Origin of the sequence: Nocardioides houyundeii, from assembly GCF_002865585.1 — a bacterium.
Taxonomy (GTDB): Bacteria; Actinomycetota; Actinomycetes; order Propionibacteriales; family Nocardioidaceae; genus Nocardioides; species Nocardioides houyundeii.
This window is the reverse complement of the sequence record NZ_CP025581.1, coordinates 911,596-928,581: the sequence shown is the minus strand read 5'-3', so window position 1 is coordinate 928,581 and position 16,986 is coordinate 911,596. Positions and strand designations below refer to the sequence as shown.

20 protein-coding genes and 1 tRNA gene are annotated in these 16,986 nt (G+C 72.9%); 5 read left to right on the top strand and 16 right to left on the bottom strand.

The features are described 5' to 3' along the window. Position 1 precedes the first annotated feature (1 nt). From C0R66_RS19870 to C0R66_RS04475, 3 genes are all read right to left on the bottom strand, one after another. Entirely contained in the window at positions 2-244 is a 243-nt protein-coding gene (locus C0R66_RS19870; protein ID WP_277869160.1) for a hypothetical protein, read from the bottom strand. After that, entirely contained in the window at positions 193-657 is a 465-nt protein-coding gene (locus C0R66_RS19865) for a hypothetical protein (RefSeq protein WP_277869159.1), read from the bottom strand. The genes C0R66_RS19870 and C0R66_RS19865 overlap by 52 nt, the downstream gene beginning before the upstream one ends. A gap of 99 nt (positions 658-756) precedes the next feature. Continuing rightward, positions 757-1,524: a VOC family protein gene (locus C0R66_RS04475; RefSeq protein WP_101523694.1), complete on the bottom strand. Its 768-nt coding sequence runs from the start codon at positions 1,522-1,524 to the stop codon at positions 757-759. Between the two features lie 23 nt (positions 1,525-1,547). On the opposite strand from C0R66_RS04475, the gene C0R66_RS04470 reads away from it, so the two are divergent. Further along, a complete protein-coding gene (locus C0R66_RS04470; protein WP_101523693.1) occupies positions 1,548-1,955 on the top strand; it encodes a YchJ family protein in 408 nt (135 codons plus the stop codon). Between the two features lie 55 nt (positions 1,956-2,010). Next, positions 2,011-3,624, top strand: a complete 1,614-nt coding sequence (locus C0R66_RS04465) for an FG-GAP-like repeat-containing protein (RefSeq protein ID WP_101523692.1) — start codon at positions 2,011-2,013, stop codon at positions 3,622-3,624. Between the two features lie 7 nt (positions 3,625-3,631). On the opposite strand, the gene C0R66_RS04460 is transcribed toward C0R66_RS04465, so the two are convergent. Genes C0R66_RS04460 through C0R66_RS04450 form a run of 3 tightly spaced genes read right to left on the bottom strand, consistent with a single transcriptional unit; the run spans position 3,632 to position 6,543 of the window. Further along, complete coding sequence (locus tag C0R66_RS04460; protein ID WP_101523691.1) at positions 3,632-4,258, bottom strand: YigZ family protein; 627 nt, start codon at positions 4,256-4,258, stop codon at positions 3,632-3,634. A gap of 4 nt (positions 4,259-4,262) precedes the next feature. After that, entirely contained in the window at positions 4,263-5,081 is an 819-nt protein-coding gene (locus C0R66_RS04455) for a TSUP family transporter (protein WP_338039614.1), read from the bottom strand. A gap of 49 nt (positions 5,082-5,130) precedes the next feature. Next, a complete protein-coding gene (locus C0R66_RS04450) occupies positions 5,131-6,543 on the bottom strand; it encodes a cystathionine beta-synthase (RefSeq protein WP_101523690.1) in 1,413 nt (470 codons plus the stop codon). A gap of 107 nt (positions 6,544-6,650) precedes the next feature. Here C0R66_RS04450 and C0R66_RS04445 point away from each other — a divergent pair, with 107 nt between their 5' ends. Beyond that, the gene (locus C0R66_RS04445) at positions 6,651-7,625 is read left to right on the top strand and encodes an SGNH/GDSL hydrolase family protein (RefSeq protein ID WP_101523689.1); all 975 of its coding nucleotides are present in this window, start codon (positions 6,651-6,653) and stop codon (positions 7,623-7,625) included. A 72-nt stretch (positions 7,626-7,697) separates the two neighbouring features. Here C0R66_RS04445 and C0R66_RS04440 read toward each other — a convergent pair whose 3' ends face one another. The 6 genes from C0R66_RS04440 to C0R66_RS04415 form a co-directional block, all read right to left on the bottom strand. Continuing rightward, the gene (locus C0R66_RS04440; protein WP_101523688.1) at positions 7,698-8,558 is read right to left on the bottom strand and encodes a Bax inhibitor-1/YccA family protein; all 861 of its coding nucleotides are present in this window, start codon (positions 8,556-8,558) and stop codon (positions 7,698-7,700) included. Positions 8,559-8,695: 137 nt separating this feature from the next. Continuing rightward, positions 8,696-8,769 (bottom strand) — tRNA-Leu (locus C0R66_RS04435). 19 nt (positions 8,770-8,788) lie between these two features. Further along, positions 8,789-9,349 (bottom strand): peptide deformylase, encoded by a 561-nt coding sequence (gene def, locus C0R66_RS04430; protein ID WP_101523687.1) that lies wholly within the window; start codon positions 9,347-9,349, stop codon positions 8,789-8,791. Then, the gene (locus C0R66_RS04425) at positions 9,346-9,894 is read right to left on the bottom strand and encodes a glycine cleavage system transcriptional repressor (protein WP_101523686.1); all 549 of its coding nucleotides are present in this window, start codon (positions 9,892-9,894) and stop codon (positions 9,346-9,348) included. The genes def and C0R66_RS04425 overlap by 4 nt, the downstream gene beginning before the upstream one ends. Before the next feature lie 4 nt (positions 9,895-9,898). After that, positions 9,899-10,720 carry a uracil-DNA glycosylase gene (locus C0R66_RS04420; RefSeq protein WP_199286816.1) on the bottom strand — a complete coding sequence of 274 codons (822 nt, stop codon included), beginning with the start codon at positions 10,718-10,720 and terminating at the stop codon, positions 9,899-9,901. Further along, positions 10,717-11,649: an EamA family transporter gene (locus C0R66_RS04415; RefSeq protein ID WP_101523685.1), complete on the bottom strand. Its 933-nt coding sequence runs from the start codon at positions 11,647-11,649 to the stop codon at positions 10,717-10,719. Before C0R66_RS04415 ends, C0R66_RS04420 begins: the two co-directional genes overlap by 4 nt. A 73-nt stretch (positions 11,650-11,722) precedes the next feature. Here C0R66_RS04415 and C0R66_RS04410 point away from each other — a divergent pair, with 73 nt between their 5' ends. Then, entirely contained in the window at positions 11,723-12,706 is a 984-nt protein-coding gene (locus C0R66_RS04410) for a LysR family transcriptional regulator (RefSeq protein WP_101523684.1), read from the top strand. Here the strand turns inward: C0R66_RS04410 and C0R66_RS04405 are convergent. Genes C0R66_RS04405 through eno form a run of 4 tightly spaced genes read right to left on the bottom strand, consistent with a single transcriptional unit; the run spans position 12,634 to position 16,029 of the window. Next, positions 12,634-13,575 (bottom strand): Ppx/GppA phosphatase family protein, encoded by a 942-nt coding sequence (locus tag C0R66_RS04405; RefSeq protein ID WP_101523683.1) that lies wholly within the window; start codon positions 13,573-13,575, stop codon positions 12,634-12,636. The two genes, C0R66_RS04410 and C0R66_RS04405, sit on opposite strands and share 73 nt — an antisense overlap. After that, positions 13,568-14,089 (bottom strand): DUF501 domain-containing protein, encoded by a 522-nt coding sequence (locus tag C0R66_RS04400; RefSeq protein WP_101523682.1) that lies wholly within the window; start codon positions 14,087-14,089, stop codon positions 13,568-13,570. Before C0R66_RS04400 ends, C0R66_RS04405 begins: the two co-directional genes overlap by 8 nt. Then, entirely contained in the window at positions 14,086-14,730 is a 645-nt protein-coding gene (locus C0R66_RS04395; RefSeq protein ID WP_101523681.1) for an FtsB family cell division protein, read from the bottom strand. Before C0R66_RS04395 ends, C0R66_RS04400 begins: the two co-directional genes overlap by 4 nt. Before the next feature lie 21 nt (positions 14,731-14,751). After that, a complete protein-coding gene (gene eno, locus C0R66_RS04390) occupies positions 14,752-16,029 on the bottom strand; it encodes a phosphopyruvate hydratase (protein ID WP_101523680.1) in 1,278 nt (425 codons plus the stop codon). 172 nt (positions 16,030-16,201) lie between these two features. Here eno and map point away from each other — a divergent pair, with 172 nt between their 5' ends. Then, positions 16,202-16,984 carry a type I methionyl aminopeptidase gene (gene map / locus C0R66_RS04385; RefSeq protein WP_101523679.1) on the top strand — a complete coding sequence of 261 codons (783 nt, stop codon included), beginning with the start codon at positions 16,202-16,204 and terminating at the stop codon, positions 16,982-16,984. Positions 16,985-16,986 lie beyond the last annotated feature (2 nt).

Genomic DNA, 16,986 nt, shown 5'->3' with positions numbered 1-16,986 from the left:
GTCACAAAGCCGGGCCCTGGCCGCGCAGCTTGTCCACCTCGGACATGGCGTCGCGGAGCTGTCCGAGCCACTCGTCGGCGTGCTCGCCCACCAGCCGCACCGACCAGGCCAGGGCGTCGGAGCGGGAGCGTGCCACCCCGGCGTCGACCAGGGTGTCGAGCACCTGGCGCTCGGGCTGACGCAGGCGCGTCATCACCGGGGCCGCCACGTGGGTGAAGAGCGCCTCGACGTCGCCGAGCCGCACCCCCAGGAGACCTTGCGCTGGTAGCGCTCCTCCGCCTCACGGGCGATCTCGATCCGCTCGTCCCGGGTGTCGGCACGGAACCTGCTGATCCGTCCCTCCACCGCGGCTCCGCTGAGCTCGCCGCCGGCGGCCTCCGGGGTCAGCGTGCCCACCACCAGGATCTCCTCCCGGTCGCTGGTCACCGTGACCTCGTCGAACCAGCCGTCGGGCAGCCTGCCGGCGAACCACTGCGCGGCGTCGTCGGCCGCCGGCAGGTCCGCGACCTGCCAGCCACCCCGGCGTCCCCCGCGACCTTCACGGCCGCCACGGGGGCCACGGGGGCCTTCGTGGTGCGGACCGCCGCGTCCGCGACGCTCGCCCCTGGGTCCGCGGCCTCGGGTCTCTTCTTCTTCGTTGTCCTGGGTGTTCATCATGTGTCCCTTCGTTTCGTTACATGATTACACCGTTACAACGCTTCAGATGCAAGAGTATTCCCGGGCCTCCCGGCGACCCGGGCGAACCTGTCGCCCCGGTCACGACGCGTCCTTCTGGGGCCGCCCGTCGGTCGTCGGGTTCGCAGTACCCGGCGTGCGACCGGTGATGCAGTACGGCGATCCCGCCGGGTCGGTCATCACGCTCCACTGGAGGTGCTCGGCGCTGACCCGAGCGCCCAGCGCCAGGTGTCGACGTACCTCGGCGTGCCGGTCCCCGGCAGCGAGGTCGAGGTGGGCGCGTACCCCTCCCTCGGCCTCGGCCAACCGCTGGAGCAGCACGCCCAGCGGCAGCCCGGGCAGCACGATCCGCCGGAACTCAGCGTGGGTGGGAGAGGGCCGCCAGGGCGCGCCCAGCACGGCCGCCCAGAAGTCGCACTCGGCGTCGTAGTCGAGCGCGGGGATGTCTAGGGTGACCTGGTCGACCATGCTGGTGCCCTCGGACCACTCCGCCGGCGACGCCCTCAGGGAGGCCGGATGGCTGACCAGGCAGAAGTCGAGACCCCCGGGAGAGCGCATCACCACGTGGCCGGCCTCGGCCACCCGAGTGGCCCCGGCCTGCTCCGCGGACCGGGCCGCCGCCGCGGGGTCGGCCACGTGCAGGTCGAGGTGGATCCGCGGCTCGCCGTCGCCGACGCGCTGCACCCGCAGGTGCTCGTCCCCGACGGGCGGCAGCAGCGAGGCGAACTCGCCGTCGGCACCCCGCACCGGTGACACCTCGTAGCCGGTGACGTCGGCCCAGAAGCGGACGGTCCGCCCGAAGTACGGCGTGGGCAGGTCCAGGAAGGCGGTCAGCCAGAAGGGGGTCACGACCCAGACGCTAGCCTCAGAACGTGCTGGATCGGGAGTGTCCTTGTGGCGCGGCGCGCAGCTATGACGCGTGCTGCGGTCGGTTGCACCGTGGCGCCGCCAGGGCGGTGACCGCCGAGGAGCTGATGCGCGCCCGCTACAGCGCCTTCGCCCTCGGCCAGGAGAACTTCCTGTTCGCCAGCTGGCACCCCGCGACCCGGCCCGAGGAGGTCTCCGTGGACCCGGCCACGCGGTGGACCGGGCTGGAGGTCGTGGAGTGCCTCGACGGCGGTGCGGACGACGCGGTCGGGGTGGTGGAGTTCGTGGCGCACTTCGCCGGCGGCAGCCTGCGGGAACGGAGCCGGTTCGAGCGCCGCGCGGGCCGCTGGGTGTACCTCGACGGAGCCGACCCGGCGACCTCGGAAGCACCCACGGGCGTCCGCTCCGCCTGACCAGTGACCTGACCAGCGACCCGACCACCGACCCGCCCTCCACCGACAGGCCCCCATGTTCGAGCTCCTCTGGGTCCGCGCACTGCTTGCCGCGGTCACCACGCTCACCTCCTCGCTGGGAGCCGGCGCCCTGCAGGTGCCGAGCACCCCGCTGGTGGCCAGCGCGGTGCAGCTCGGTCCGCAGGAGATCTTCACCGACTCCTTCGACGCGGCAGCCGGACCGGTCACCGACCGGTGGGAGCACCAGGCCAGCTCCACCCCCGACCGCACCGAGCTGATGACCCACGACGGGCGGAGCGCGCTGCGCGTCCGCCCGGAGGGCAACCTGATCTCGCTGCAGGCGGTCCCGTTCTCCGTCGGTACCACCTACCGGGTCTCCGCGGTGATCAGCATGCCCCGCCGGGCCGGGACGCATCCCGCCTTCTGGCTGCGCACCAAGGACGCCGCCCAGGTCGCCGAGATCGACGTCGTGGAGAGCTGGGGCGGCGAGAACCGGTGCGGACGGGTGCACCTGGCGTTCTACTGGCAGTACTTCCCCCGGCTGGGCAACATGAGGTGCATGGGCCAGGCGTATCCCGCCGACATGGTCGCCTGGCACGAGTACGCCACGGAGTTCACCTACATGGGTCCCGGCCGGGACCCCGCCAACGGCTTCGCCGCCCCGACCCGGTTCTTCGTCGACGGCGTGGAGACCTGGTCGGTGGACCGCTCTCCGATGGCACCGGAGTTCCTGCGCCTCCAGCACAAGCGCAACTGCCCCGACGCCGAGCAGCCCACCTGCGGCGAGACCGGCACAGGTCCGTCCATGTACGTCGACCAGGTCTCGGTGCAGGTCGTGGGGCGGCCACCCACCGGTGGCCCGGCGGCCGGCGTGCACGCGGTGACCACCACCCCGTCCGGGGTCCTGGAGCTGCACGCCCTGGACCCGGCCACGTCCTACTCCTCCTTCGCCACCCAGACGAGCCTGCCGTTGGGCGGCCAAGGCTGGCGCACTGCGAAGGGGGACTACAACGGCGACCTGGTGACCGACCTGTTCGCGGTGGACCCGGCCGGCACGGTGCACGTGCTCGACGGCGCGACCGGCTTCCAGACCTTCCTCGCCCAGACCGACGTGGCCGGGATCGTCGACCTCTCGCTCGCCTCGGGGACCGAGATCACCGTCGGTGACGACAACGGCGACGGCCGCGCCGACCTCTACGCCATCAGCAGGGACGCGGAGAACCGAACGGCGGTGACGGTGCTCGACGCGGCCAACACCTTCCAGGCGGTGCTGGTCCAGGGCAGCACGGCGTTCCCCGCCCTGGACCCGCTGGTCTGGACGATCGCGGCGGGCGACCACGACAACGACGGTCGCGCCGACCTCTACGCGATCAGCTCCGGCCAGGACGGCGGCAGTGCCGCGGTGCACGTGCTCGACGCCCGCACCGGGTTCCAGACCTTCCTCACCCAGACCTCCACCGCGCTGACCGCCCCGGACCTGGCCTCGTGGAAGTTCACCGTCGGGGACTACAACGACGACGGACGGGCGGACCTCTACGCCCTGGACCGCGACGACAACGGGCTCACCGCGGTGCACGTGCTGGATGCCGCGACCGGGTTCGGGACCTTCCTCACCCAGACCACGACCGCGCTGCACCAGACCACGGACCCGGCCTGGGACCTGTCCTGAGCGCGGCTCAGGCCCGGTCCACCCACCGCTCCCCCGTCCTGGCCGGGGCCGCCCGACCGGCGGTCGACTCCGCCAGCAGATGCTCCAGCCCTGCGCCGTCCTCGGTGCCCAGCAGCAACCGCACCCGGGCGCCGTACTCCACGCCGAGCACCTCCACCCCGCGACTGCGCAGGTCGCTCTCGACCCGCCCCGCCTCGGCATGGTCGAGCTCCACGGCGTACTCGGCGAGCAGCCGGCGCTGCACCAGACCGACCTCGTCCAGCCCGGCGCGCACCGCGTCGCCGTAGGCCCGCACCAGTCCGCCGGCACCCAGCAGCACGCCGCCGAACCACCTGGTCACCACCGCCACCACGTCGCTGACCTCCCGGCCGCGGAGCACCTCCAGCATCGGGGCGCCCGCGGTGCCGGCCGGCTCCCCGTCGTCGCTGGAGCGCTCCAGGGCGCGGTCGGGGCCGAGCACGAACGCCGAGCAGTGGTGGCGCGCCTCCCAGTGACGCCGCCGCAGCTCCTCCACGACCGCCCTCGCCGACTCCTCCTCGGACACCCGGCGCAGGGTGCAGAGGAAGCGGGAGCGCTTCACCTCGATCTCGGCCTCGCCGTCCCGGGCCAGGGTGAGGTACGACGTGGGGGTCACCGGCTCAGCTCCACAGGCCGAGCAGCCCGCCGCCGATGCGCACCACGAAGCCGCCCACCACGACGATGAAGAAGACCCGCACGAACGCCGCCCCGCGGCCGATCGCGGTGCGGGCGCCCAGGTAGCCACCGAGCATGTTGGCCGCCCCCATCAGCAGCCCGATCCCCCACAGCACCGCACCCTGGGGCACGAAGACCACCAGCGCGGCCAGGTTGGTGGCCCAGTTGGCGAGCTTCGCCTTGGCCGAGGCCTCCAGGAAGCTGTAGCCCAGCAGGCTGACCAGGCTGATCACGAAGAACGAGCCGGTGCCGGGACCGAGCGCGCCGTCGTAGAACCCCACCACCAGGCCGGTGCCCACCGCGGCCAGCGTGTGGTGTCCCCCGGTGAACCGCAGCTCGGTGACCCCGCCCAGCGTCGGCTTGAGCACGACGTAGCCGCCGACGGCCACCAGGGCCACCAGCACGATCGGGTCGAAGGCCTCCCGCGGCAGGTGGCTGGCCAGCACGGCGCCGCCCGCCGAGCCGGCGAAGGCGGCGAGCATCAACGGGCCGAACGTCCGCGGGTCGGGACGGATCCGCCGCCCGTAGGTGACCGAGCTGACCGTCGTCCCGCAGATGGAGGCGAGCTTGTTGGTGGCCAGGACCTGGACCGGGGAGGCACCCGGCAGCGCCAGCAGCAGCGCCGGGAGCTGGATCAGGCCGCCTCCTCCCACCACGGCGTCCACGAAGCCCGCCGCGAAGGCCGCCAGGGCGAGCAGCACGACGACGTCGGTGGCGATCTCCACGCAGGCCTCCTTGACCCAGTCGGTGTCGCGGATCTGCACCGAGGTGCCACGACCCGCTGGGCTCTAGGGGCAGCCCGGCGACCCGGCGTCAGCCCTTGGCGAGCACGCCCAGCAGGTCGTGCCGGGTGAGCACTCCGATGGGCTTGCCGTCCTCGTGCACCAGCACCGCGTCGGCCTTCTCCACCAGCAGGACCGCGTCCCGGGCCGCCTCGGTGGAGCCGATCGTGGGCAGGGGCTCGGACATGTGGTCCTCCACGGCGTCGGTGAGCTTGGCCTGACCGCTGAACAGCGCGTCGAGCAGCGCCCGCTCGGAGACCGAGCCGGCCACCTCGGCCGCCACCAGCGGCGGCTCGGCCCGAACCACCGGCATCTGGGAGACGCCGTACTCGGCCAGGATGTGCACCGCCTCGGCGATGGTCTCGCCGGGGTGGGTGTGCACCAGGTCGGGCAGCTGCCCGGACTTGCCGCGCAGCACCGCGCCCACGGTGAGGGTGTCGGCGTCGGCGGCCTCGGTGGCGAAGCCGTACTGCCCCAGCCAGGAGTCGTTGAACACCTTGGTCAGGTAGCCGCGCCCGGAGTCGGGCAGCAGCACCACGATCACCGCGTCCTCGCGTCCCTGCGCCGCCAGCTCGGTCGCGAGCTGCTTGGCCGCGTACGCCGCCATCCCCGAGGAGCCGCCCACCAGCAGCGCCTCCTCGCGGGCGAGCCGACGGGTGAAGGCGAAGGAGTCGGCGTCGGAGACCTCGATGATCCGGTCGGCGATGTCGCGGTCGTAGGTGTCGGGCCAGAAGTCCTCTCCCACGCCCTCGACCAGGTAGGGCCGTCCGGTGCCGCCGGAGTAGACCGAGCCGGCCGGGTCGGCGCCGATGACCTGCACCTCGGGGTTCTGCTCCTTGAGGTAGCGCCCGATGCCGCTGATGGTGCCGCCGGTGCCGACCCCGGCCACGAAGTGGGTGATCCGCCCCTCGGTCTGCTCCCAGATCTCAGGGCCCGTGGTCTCGTAGTGGGACCGCGGGTTGTGCGGGTTGGAGTACTGGTCGGGCTTCCAGGCGCCGGGCTGCAAGGCGAGCCGGTCGCTGACGTTGTAGTAGGAGTCGGGGTGCTCGGGGGCCACCGCGGTGGGGCAGACCACCACCTCGGCGCCGTACGCCTTGAGCACGTTGCGCTTGTCCTCGCTCACCTTGTCGGGGCACACGAAGACGCACTTGTAGCCGCGCTCCTGGGCCACCATCGCCAGACCGACGCCGGTGTTGCCCGAGGTCGGCTCCACGATCGTGCCGCCCGGCTGCAGCGCCCCGGAGGCCTCCGCCGCGTCGATCATCCGGGTGGCGATGCGGTCCTTCACCGACCCACCGGGGTTGAGGTACTCCACCTTGGCCAGCACCAGCGGCCCCGGGCTGTCCTCACCTCGTCGGACGGTGAGCTCGGGGCCCAGGGAGCCGGAGAGCCGCAGCAGGGGCGTGTTGCCGATGAGGTCGAGGAGCGAGTTGACGAAGCGCATACCGGCAAATGTAGTTGCAACCCCCCTCACTACAGTGAGGCCGTGGGTAAAGCAGCAGCCGCACGCAAGCTCGCCTCCGCCGCCGCGTTCGGGGCGGAGGTCTCTCGGTGCTGGGCGCCGGCCTGTACGGCGTACTGATCGCCGAGGCGAAGCTGGCCAGGCGGGTCATCGGCAACGCCAGCAAGACCCCGCCGGACGCCACCGGTTGGTACGGTCGCGGGCGCCCGGGTCCGGCGATCAAGATCGCGATCCTCGGGGACTCCAGCGCCGCCGGCTACGGCGTGGACCGAGTGGAGCTCACCCCCGGAGCGCACCTGGGCTCGGGGGTGGCCGCCGAGGCCGGACGCAGGGTGCACCTGCGCTCGGTGGCGAAGGTCGGCGCCAAGTCCTCCGACCTCGCCGCGCAGGTCGACCGGGCGCTGCCCGGCCAGCCCGACGTCGCGGTGATCCTGGTCGGCGCCAACGACGTCACCCACACCGTGCTCCCCTCCGCGTCGGTCCGCTCCCTCGCCGAGGCGGTACGCCGGCTCCGCGCCGAGGGCGCCGCGGTCGTGGTCGGCACCTGCCCCGACCTCGGCACCATCCGGCCCATCCCGCCGCCGCTGAGGCAGGTGGCGCGGGAGTGGTCGCGCCGCATCGCCGCGGCGCAGGCGATCGCGGTGGTCGACGAGGGCGGACGGACCGTCTCGATGGGCACCATCCTGGGTCCTGAGTTCGACACCGCCCCGGCGCTCTTCTTCGGCCCCGACCAGTTCCACCCCTCCGCCGACGGCTACAAGGCGATGGCCGCGGTCCTCCTCCCCTCGACCCTGGCCGCGCTCGGCCTGGCGCCCGAGGAGGAGTCCGCCCCGGAGTCCGTGCGCGGCGAACGGGTGATGCCGGTGGCCGCGGCCGCGGTCGAGGCCGCCCGCAACACCGGGACCGAGCTCGACGGGACCGAGGTCGGCGGCGAGCAGCGTGGCCTGCGCGGGCGCTGGGTGGAGCTGCGGCACCGTCGCCGCAAGCCCGCCACCGAGGCCGAGCCGCCCGAGCAGAACGAGGGCGACGACCCGGGCCCCGACGGCGGGCTCGCCACGCAGTAGGCGCGCGCACGCCCCGGAAACGACGAAGGGCCCCGGATCGCTCCGGGGCCCTTGCGACGTTCTCGCGCTGTGTCAGTCCGAGCTGAAGATCGCCAGGATGCGCAGCAGGTTGGTGTAGATCCAGACCAGGCTCACGGTCAGGCCGAAGGCAGCACGCCACGACTCCCGCTCGTCCAGACCGGCGGCGACGCCCTTCTCCACGAAGTCGAAGTCGAGCATCAGCATGAAGACACCGAGCACCAGGCCGACGACGGCGAAGAGGAGGCCGAGGGCCCCGGTGCCGAAGAAGCCGAGGTCGATGCCGGCGAAGCTGAGCACCAGCGAGAGCAGGCCGAGGCCCACCATGCCGAACATCCCGGCGATGACGCCCCTGCGGAACTTGTCACCGACCTGGATGTCGAAGAACTTGTACGCCGCCAGGGTGCCGGCGAAGGCAGCGAAGGTGCCGAACACGGCGTTGGTGACGATGCCGTCGCCGAAGCTGGCGTCGAAGTACTTGCTCAGGGCGCCGAGCGCCACGCCCTCGAGCGCCGCGAAGGCGACGACGAGCGCCGGGCTGATGACCCGCTTGAACGAGTTGACCATCGACAGCGCGAAAGCGCCGAGCGAGCCGATCATCAGGGCCGAGTACAGGCGGCTGGCGGTGACCTCGTTGACGTCACCGATGTACCACCAGGTGGCGAACGCGGTCGCCATCACCACGGCGAGGCTGATCGCGGTCTTCTGCACGACCGAGTCGATCGTCATCCGCCGCTCGGGCGCCGCCACGTCGGGCATGTTGGAGACGCCGGTGCCCCAGGTGGAGCGGTCGCCGTACGCCGGCTGGCCGCCCTGCGGGGCCTGGCCGTATCCCGGGTAGGTCTGGTTGCCGTAGGCGTTCGACTGGCCGTTGAACTCTTCGGACCGGGCGAACACCGGGTTTGTGCTCTTCATGTGTGGTCTCTCCTTGGAGGCCGGTGGGCGCGGTCTCCCTGACCACGCTCCGCAATGACGTCTACTCTACGCAGCCGTCACGGTTCTAAACGTCCGGGGAACTCCCCATGTTCCCGAATTCGCGTGCGGCGTGAGAGTGCCCCCGCTGGGACTCGAACCCAGACTGAGCCGCTTTTAAGGCGGTTTCCTCTGCCGATTGGGATACGGGGGCCGAGCCGAGGTCGCCGGCTCTAGAGATACGTCTGGCGAGCGTAGACGGCATGGGCGCCGGCCACGCGGTCCAGGAAGAGGAACCCGTCGCAGTGGTCGATCTCGTGCTGCAGGCACCGGGCCTCGAACGCCTCGGCGCGCACCTCGATCTCCTCGCCGGTGCCGGGCAGCTGCCCGCGCACCAGCACCCGGGAGGGACGCTTCACATCGCCGGTGAAGTCGGGCACGCTCATGCAGCCCTCGCGCGCCTTCTCGTTGCGCGAGGACTCCACCACCTCGGCGTTGCACAGCACGAAGGTGCCGTGGTGGCCGCGGGTCTTGGGGTGCTCGGAGACGTCGACGCAGAACACCTTCGCCCCCACCCCGACCTGCGGCGCGGCCAGGCCGACGCACCCGGGCGAGACCCGCATGGTGGCGACCAGGTCCGCGGCCAGCTGCACCACCTCGGGGTCCGTCGGATCGACCTTGTCGCCGTCCGCGGACAGCACCGGCGCCGGCGCGCGCACCACCTCGCGGACGCGCCCGGCCACCCCCAGCTCGGCCTCGGTCCAGGCGGCGAGCCGGTCGTTGCTGGCACTCACAGCTCGTCGGCCTCCGCGGGCCGCAGGGTGGCGCCCACGCCCAGGTCGGTGGCGGCCTGGTTGATCGCCGCGGCCAGCACCGCGGTGTCGGCGTCGCCGGGCAGTGCCACCTCGGCGACGAGCAGGTAGAGGTCGCCGGCCAGCCGAGTGGTCAGGTCGGTGATGTTGCCGCCCACGGCCGCGACCTCGCCGACGATCCGGGACACGATGCCCGGACGGTCACCCCCGTGCACGGTCAGCACCCACGGGGTCGCCGGTGCCCGAGTGCTCCCGTCCTCGTGCGGCACCTCGCGCACGGTGACGGTGAGGCTGCCGTCCGCGGCCAGCGGCGCCAGGGCCGTCTCGACCTCGGCATCACCGGCCGGGCCGGCGCAGATCAGCGTCATCGCGAAGTGGCCGCGCAGCAGCGTCATCGAGGTGTCCTCGATGTTGAGCCCCAGCGCCGCCAGCTTCGCGGTGGCCTCGGCGATGATCCCGGGCCGGTCGTGGCCCAGGACGGTGATGGCATGGAGGGTCCCGCCCCCGGTGCTCTGCGCGCTGATCATGGGCTCATTGTCCACCGAGGCCGCCGAGCTCCCGGGCGCGCCCCAGCACCTCGTCGAGCATCACCGGCGTCAGGCGCCCGGTGAAGGTGTTGTGCTGGGAGGGGTGGTAGCAGCCGAGCAGGGTGATCCCGTCGAGCTCCACCTCCACCCCGTGCCCGAACTTGGGCTTCGGGGTCGGTACGGCGACCCCCGCGCCGCGCAGCGCCCGCAGCGCCCCGTCCCAGCCGTAGGCGCCCAGCGCGACCACCGCGCGCAGGTGGGGACGGAGCAGCTCGACCTCCCGGTTGATCCACGGGGCGCAGGTGTCCCGCTCCTGCGGTGTCGGCTTGTTCGCCGGAGGCGCGCAGCGCACGGTGGCCACCATCCGGGCCCCCAGCAGCCGCTGCCCGTCCCCGGCGTGCGCGGAGGTGGCCTGCGTGGCGAGCCCGACCCGGTGCAGGCTGGCGAAGAGCCAGTCGCCGCTGCTGTCGCCGGTGAAGACCCGGCCGGTGCGGTTGCCACCGTTGGCGGCCGGGGCGAGCCCGACGATCAGCACGCTGGGCTCCGGATCCCCCCAGCCGGCGATGGGCCGGCCCCAGTAGGGCTGGTCGGCGAACGAGGCGCGCTTGTCCCGGGCCACGTCCTCGCGCCACCGCACCAGGCGGGGGCAGGCCGAGCAGACACTGACCCGCGCGTCGAGCTCGGCCAGGTCGTCGGTCGCGGCGAGCCGTCGTACGCCCGCGGGGGTGCGCGCCGTCGGGGTCTCCGGCTGCGCGGGGTCCTCAGGCCAGCCGGTGCCCGGCGGCACGGGCGAGTCGAAGTCCTGGCCCGTCAGCGGGTGCCTCACCCGGGCACGCGCACGGTCTCGTCCGGCTGCTCCACGGTCTCAATGTACGACGACCCGTCGCCCTTCCGGCGGCGTCCGGGGAGGCCGAGGGCGGCGGTGGCGACCCCGAGCAGCAGCACCGCACCTCCCACCGCCTCGGCCACGTTCGGGGTCTCCCCCAGCACCAGCCAGGCCGCAGTCATCCCGACCAGGGGCACGAGCAGGGTGAACGGCACCACCGCGGAGGTGCGGTGCCGGGCCAGCAGCGAGTTCCAGATGCCGTAGCCCACCCAGGAGGCCAGCACCGCGGTGTAGACCGTGGACAGCACCGCGGCCAGCGAGAGCGACGTCAGCGCGTGGCCCACCGCGTCGGGACCGTCCACGACCAGGCTCAGCGCCAGCAGCGGCAGGGGTACGACGGTGGCCGACCACACCGTCAGGGAGAGGCCCGAGGCGGTGCCGACCCGGCGGGCCACCACGTTGCCGCAGGCCCAGGAGGCCGCGGCGGCCACGGTGACCAGCAGGGCCAGCAGCGGGGTGGCCGCGCTGCGCCCGAGCGCGACGACCCCGAGGCCGACGGCGCCCAGCACCACGCCGGCGAGCTGTCCTGCGGTGGGCAGCTCGGAGAGCCGGACCGCGGCGAAGACCACCGTCAGCACCACCTGCGCCTGCAGCACCAGCGAGGCCAGCCCGGGCGGCATGCCCATCGCCAGCGCGGAGTAGAGCAGCCCGAACTGGCCCACGCTCATGAACGCCCCCACCAGCGCCACCTGCCGGAAGGGGACCTGCGGACGGGCCACCACCACCACCGCCAGGGCGACCAGCGTGAACCGGAGCGCCACGAAGAGCAGGGCCGGCATGTCCTCGTCCAGCCCGGCGTCGATGACGACGAAGTTGACGCCCCAGATCACGGCGACGAGCGTGGCGAGCAGACTGTCCTTCAGGGGCATGACCCCATCCTCCGCAACGATGACCGTTCACGTCCAGTGGATAGTCGTGGGCCTCAATCGGTAATGTTGCTACATGATTGACATGGTCGCCCTCCAGTCGCTGATCGCCCTGGCCGCCCACGGCACGGTCGGCGCCGCGGCCGCCAGCCTCGGCTACACCCCGTCCGCGGTCTCCCAGCAGATCAAGCGGCTGGAGTCCCAGTCCGGAGTACCGCTGCTGGAGCGGATCGGCCGGGGCGTGGTGCTCACCGAGGCAGGCCGGCTGCTGGTCGCCGAGGGGCGCGAGGTGCTGGCCCGCATGGAGTCGCTTGAGTCCTCGTTGCGGGCCGAGGCCGCAGGACTCGGGGGGACGCTCCGGCTGGCTGCCTTCTCCACCGGCGTGCGCGGCATCGTCGCCCCGCTGGCCGGCGACCTGGCCCGCACCGCGCCCGACCTCGCCCTGGTCGTGACCGAGAAGGACCCGGCGGAAGCGGTCGAGCTCGTGGCCACGGGACAGGTCGACGTCGCCCTGGTGCACAGCTGGACCGGCGTGGCGCTGCCGCTGCCGGCCCACCTGTGCGCCGAGCACGTCGGGCACGACGTGGCCGACCTGCTGGTGCACCGCGAGCACCGGCTGGCGGCACGCGAGCAGGTCACCCCCGGCGACCTGCTCGAGGAGCTGTGGGCCTCCACCGCGCCCGGCACCATCTGCCACGAGTGGTTCACCCACATGTTCTCCGCGCACCGCCGGCCGCCGCAGGTCCGGTTCTGGTCCTGGGAGTTCGCCTCCCAGGTGCGGCTGGTCGAGGAGGGCGTGGCGGTGGCCCTGGTGCCGCGCCTGGGGCGTGGCCCGCTGCCGGCCGGCGTGGTGCCGGTCCCGGTCGTGGACCCGATCCCCCGGCGCGAGGTGCGGCTGCTGTGGCGCGAGACGATGGAGGCGAGCCCCGCCGTCCGGCACCTGCGAGCGCGGCTGGCCGCGGTGGTCGCTCGGAGCCAGTCGCTGGATCAGTCGCTGCGGTTGGCCACCGACCAGGCGATCCCGTCGAGGATGTCGGCCTCGGAGACGATCCAGGAGTAGACCGAGGTACGCCGCAGCACCCGGTCCAGGATCAGCGCGCCGGCGTCGATCACGTCGGCGCGGCCCGGGTGCATGAACCCCAGCGCGCGGCGCTGTGCCACGGTGGCGGCGACGATCCGGTCGATGAAGGCGTGGGAGTCGCTGACCGAGATCACCGACTGGTCGATCGCGTCGGGGTCGTAGGCACTCAGCCCCAGGCACCCGGCGGCGACCGTGGTGCAGGTGCCGGCGACCCCGACCACGGTGGCCGCGGAGCCGATCTCCACGCCGAGGCCCTCGGCCTCGTCGAGCGCCGTCTCGATGTCGGCGACGCAGGCGGCGACCTCGGCGGCGGTGGGCGGGTCGGAGCGCAGGTGCCGCTCGTGCAGCCGCACCGACCCGATGTTCAGCGAGCAGGTCGCCAGCGGCGCCTCGTCCCCCAGGATCAGCTCGGTGGAGCCGCCCCCGATGTCGATGACCAGCACCGGCGCCTCCGCCGAGGCCTGGAGGTTGCGGACCGCACCGTCGAAGGCGAGCTCGGCCTCCTCGTCGCCGGCGATCACCTCGGGCCGCACGCCGAGGCGCTGCTCCACCCCGGCCGCGAACTCCTCGGCGTTCTCGGCGTCCCGGGTGGCGGAGGTGGCGCAGAACCGGATCCGCTCCGGGGGCACGCCGTGCTCGGCGATCAGCGCGGCGTACTCATCGAGGGCGGCGAAGGCCCGCGCCAGCGCGTCGTCGGCCAGCCGGCCGGTGGTGTCCACGCCCTGGCCGAGGCGGACCATGCGCATCTCGCGGACGGCGACGTCGGGCAGCGCGCCGATCAGCAGCTTGATGGTGTTGGTGCCGCAGTCGATGGCGGCGATGGTGACGGGCGCGTTCGGCTCAGCCATCCGAGGGCTCCGCACAGGGCTGCACGCAGGGCCCGGCCGACCACCACTCGCCCAGCAGCTCGAGCACCTCGTCGCCGAGCGGGTTGACCCCGGGCCCCTGGGCCAGGGACTGACCGGCCAGCACGTGCAGGCACTTGACGCGGTCGGGCATGCCGCCCGCGGAGATCCCCTCGATCTCGGGCACCTCCAGGTGCGCCTCCGCGCCGATCCGGTCCCGGGCCTGGAGGTAGCGCTCGTGCGCGGCCCGGTACGCCGCGGCCAGCTCCGGGTCCTCGGCGAGCCGGTCCTGCATCTGCTTCATCAGCCCTCCGCCCTCCAGGGTGCCGATGCGGGAGGCAGCCCGGGGGCAGGTCAGGTAGAAGGTGGTCGGGAACGGGGTGCCGTTGGGCAGCCGCGGCTCGGTGGTGACCACGTCGGGGTTGCCGCAGGGGCAGCGGTGCCCGACCTCGTGGATGCCGCGGGGAGTGCGCCCCAGCTGCTGGGCGATGGCCTGCTCGTCGCGTGCCTCGATCACTGCTTCGACTCCTGGTTGGACTTCTTCACGCCGTTGATCGACTTCGGGGCACGGGGTTGGGCGGGCGGCGGGTTGCCGGCCAGCTCGACGGAGTCCCAGGCGTCGCTCCACCACGGCGTGGGCGTCGTGGTCAGCACGTCGTCGGGGTCGTCGAGCCCGTCGCGCCCGTCCAGCGGCTTGCCGTCTGCGTCAAGCACCTGGAAGCCGGTCTGCCCGGGCATCACGTAGCCGAAGCGCTCCCGGGCCTGGGCCCGGACGAACGCCGGGTCGTCCCAGCGCCCCTTCTCCCGCTCCAGCTCGGCGATGCTCACCTCGCGGCGGGCGATGGACTCCTGCAGGTCGCCGATGAGGGCCCGCTGGTCCAGGTAGGCGCGCAGCGAGGAGGCGTAGGACACGGTCAGCACCGCCAGCACCAGCAGCAGCACGCCGGCGCGGCCGGTGAACCGGGGCCGGCGCCGTGGGGAGGCCCCGGGTCCTGATCCGGGCCCTGTGCCCAGCCCTGTGCCCAGCCCTGAGCCCCGCCCTGCGCCGAGTGCTGTGCCGGGAGTCGCCGCGGCGACCCGGGCCCGCGGGGTCGTGCCCCGCTGGCCGGGTCGCCGGGTGCCCCCGGGCGTGGTCCGGGGGGTACGTCGTTGCGCCATCAGGCGTCCAGTGTCTCCCGCTCAGGCGCGGAAACGCGGGAACGCGCCCGCACCGGCGTAGCGCGCCGCGTCGTCGAGGGTGTCCTCGATGCGAAGCAGCTGGTTGTACTTGGCCACGCGCTCCGACCGCGCCGGGGCGCCGGTCTTGATCTGGCCGCAGTTGGTCGCGACCGCGAGGTCGGCGATCGTGGTGTCCTCGGTCTCGCCCGAGCGGTGGCTCATCATGCAGCGCATGCCGCTGCGGTGGGCCAGGTCGACCGAGTCCAGGGTCTCGGTCAGCGAGCCGATCTGGTTGACCTTGACCAGCAGGGCGTTGGCCTGTCCGCCGGTGATGCCGCGCTGCAGCCGCTCGACGTTGGTGACGAACAGGTCGTCGCCCACCAGCTGGACCTTGCTGCCCAGGGCGTCGGTGATCGCCTTCCAGCCGTCCCAGTCCTCCTCGTCGAGGGGGTCCTCGATGGAGACGATCGGGTAGTTGGCCACCAGGTCGGCGTAGTAGGCGATCATCTCGTCCGAGGACTTCTGCTGGCCCTCGAAGGCGTACTTCTTCTTCTCGTGGAACTCGGTGGCCGCGACGTCCAGGGCGAGCACGATGTCGCGACCGAGGGTGAGCCCGGTCAGCTTGACCGCGTCCGCGATCAGGTCCAGCGCGTCGCGGTTGGACGGCAGCTCGGGGGCGAACCCGCCCTCGTCGCCCACGCCGGTGGCCAGGCCCTTCTTCTTCAGCACCGACTTGAGCGCGTGGTAGACCTCGGTGCCCTGCTGGAGCGCCTCGCCGAAGGTGGGTGCGCCGATCGGGGCGACCATGAACTCCTGGATGTCCACGTTGGTGTCGGCGTGCGCGCCGCCGTTGAGGATGTTCATCATCGGCACCGGGAGCACGTGGGCGTTGGGGCCGCCGACGTAGCGGAAGAGCGGCAGCCCGGCGGACTCGGCGCCGGCTCGCGCCACCGCCAGGGAGACGCCCAGGATCGCGTTGGCGCCCAGCTTGGACTTGTTGGGCGTGCCGTCCAGGTCGAGCATCGCCTGGTCGACCAGGCGCTGGTCGTCGGCCTCCAGGCCGGTGATGGCGGGCGCGATGGTCTCGATCACGACGTTGACCGCCTTGGCGACGCCCTTGCCGCCGTACCGCTTGGTGCCGTCGCGCAGCTCCATGGCCTCGAAGGCGCCGGTGGAGGCGCCCGAGGGCACGGCCGCCCGCGCGAACGAGCCGTCCTCGAGGAGGACCTCGACCTCGACGGTGGGGTTGCCTCGCGAGTCGAGGATCTCGCGTGCGCCGACAGCTTCGATCGATGCCAAGGTGACTCCTGGGTCTTGGTGCGGAATAGGCCCGTCAGCCTAACGCCGCCCGCGGCCCCGCGCCGGACGAGGTCAGTGGCTGACCCCTCGGACCGGACCCCTGCCTGCTGCTCGGCGGCGACCACCGGACAGGATGCGTGGGATAGTTGTTGGTCCCCAGGAAGGCGCCCCGATGATCGAGATCCTCAGCCCGACCCGACTGCCGCAGGCCCGGAGGACCGGCGCCCTGGTGGCCGACGTCCTGGCGACGCTGAAGGGCCGCAGCACGCCTGGCACCAACCTGCTCGACATCGACCGGTGGGCCAAGGCGATGATCCTCGAGGCGGGCGCGGTCTCCTGCTACGTCGACTACGCGCCGTCCTTCGGGCGCGGCCCGTTCGGCCACTACATCTGCACCTCGGTCAACGACGCCGTGCTGCACGGGCTCCCCCACGACTACGCCCTGGTCGAGGGGGACCTGCTCTCCCTGGACCTGGCGGTCTCCCTGGGCGGGGTCGTGGCCGACTCCGCCATCAGCTTCGTGGTGGGCGACACCCGGCCCGCCGCGGACCTGGCGATGATCGAGGCGACCGAGCGGGCGCTGGCGGCCGGGATCGCCGTGGCCGGCCCGGGTGCCCGCGTCGGGGACCTCTCGCACGCCATCGGCACGGTGCTGAGCGAGGCGGGCTACCAGGTGAACACCGAGTTCGGCGGCCACGGAGTCGGCTCCACGATGCACCAGGACCCGCACATCGCGAACACCGGACGGCCCGGCCGCGGCTACAAGCTGCGTCCCGGCCTGCTGCTGGCGCTGGAGCCGTGGGTGATGGCCGACACCGCCGAGCTGGTCACCGACGCCGACGGGTGGACGCTGCGCAGCGCGACGGGCGCCCGCACCGCGCACAGCGAGCACACCATCGCCGTCACCGAGGACGGGGTGGAGATCCTCACGCTGCCGGAGCACAGCCGGCCCTGAGG

Bases quoted from the DNA above. Each gene is read 5' to 3' on its own strand.
- C0R66_RS19865 (WP_277869159.1), bottom strand. From the start codon at position 657: ATGATGAACACCCAGGACAACGAAGAAGAAGAGACCCGAGGCCGCGGA.
- C0R66_RS04465 (WP_101523692.1), top strand. From the start codon at position 2,011: ATGTTCGAGCTCCTCTGGGTCCGCGCACTGCTTGCCGCGGTCACCACG.
- C0R66_RS04450 (WP_101523690.1), bottom strand. From the start codon at position 6,543: ATGCGCTTCGTCAACTCGCTCCTCGACCTCATCGGCAACACGCCCCTG.
- C0R66_RS04440 (WP_101523688.1), bottom strand. From the start codon at position 8,558: ATGAAGAGCACAAACCCGGTGTTCGCCCGGTCCGAAGAGTTCAACGGC.
- C0R66_RS04425 (WP_101523686.1), bottom strand. From the start codon at position 9,894: ATGATCAGCGCGCAGAGCACCGGGGGCGGGACCCTCCATGCCATCACC.
- C0R66_RS04415 (WP_101523685.1), bottom strand. From the start codon at position 11,649: ATGCCCCTGAAGGACAGTCTGCTCGCCACGCTCGTCGCCGTGATCTGG.
- C0R66_RS04410 (WP_101523684.1), top strand. From the start codon at position 11,723: ATGATTGACATGGTCGCCCTCCAGTCGCTGATCGCCCTGGCCGCCCAC.
- C0R66_RS04405 (WP_101523683.1), bottom strand. From the start codon at position 13,575: ATGGCTGAGCCGAACGCGCCCGTCACCATCGCCGCCATCGACTGCGGC.
- C0R66_RS04395 (WP_101523681.1), bottom strand. From the start codon at position 14,730: ATGGCGCAACGACGTACCCCCCGGACCACGCCCGGGGGCACCCGGCGA.
- map (WP_101523679.1), top strand. From the start codon at position 16,202: ATGATCGAGATCCTCAGCCCGACCCGACTGCCGCAGGCCCGGAGGACC.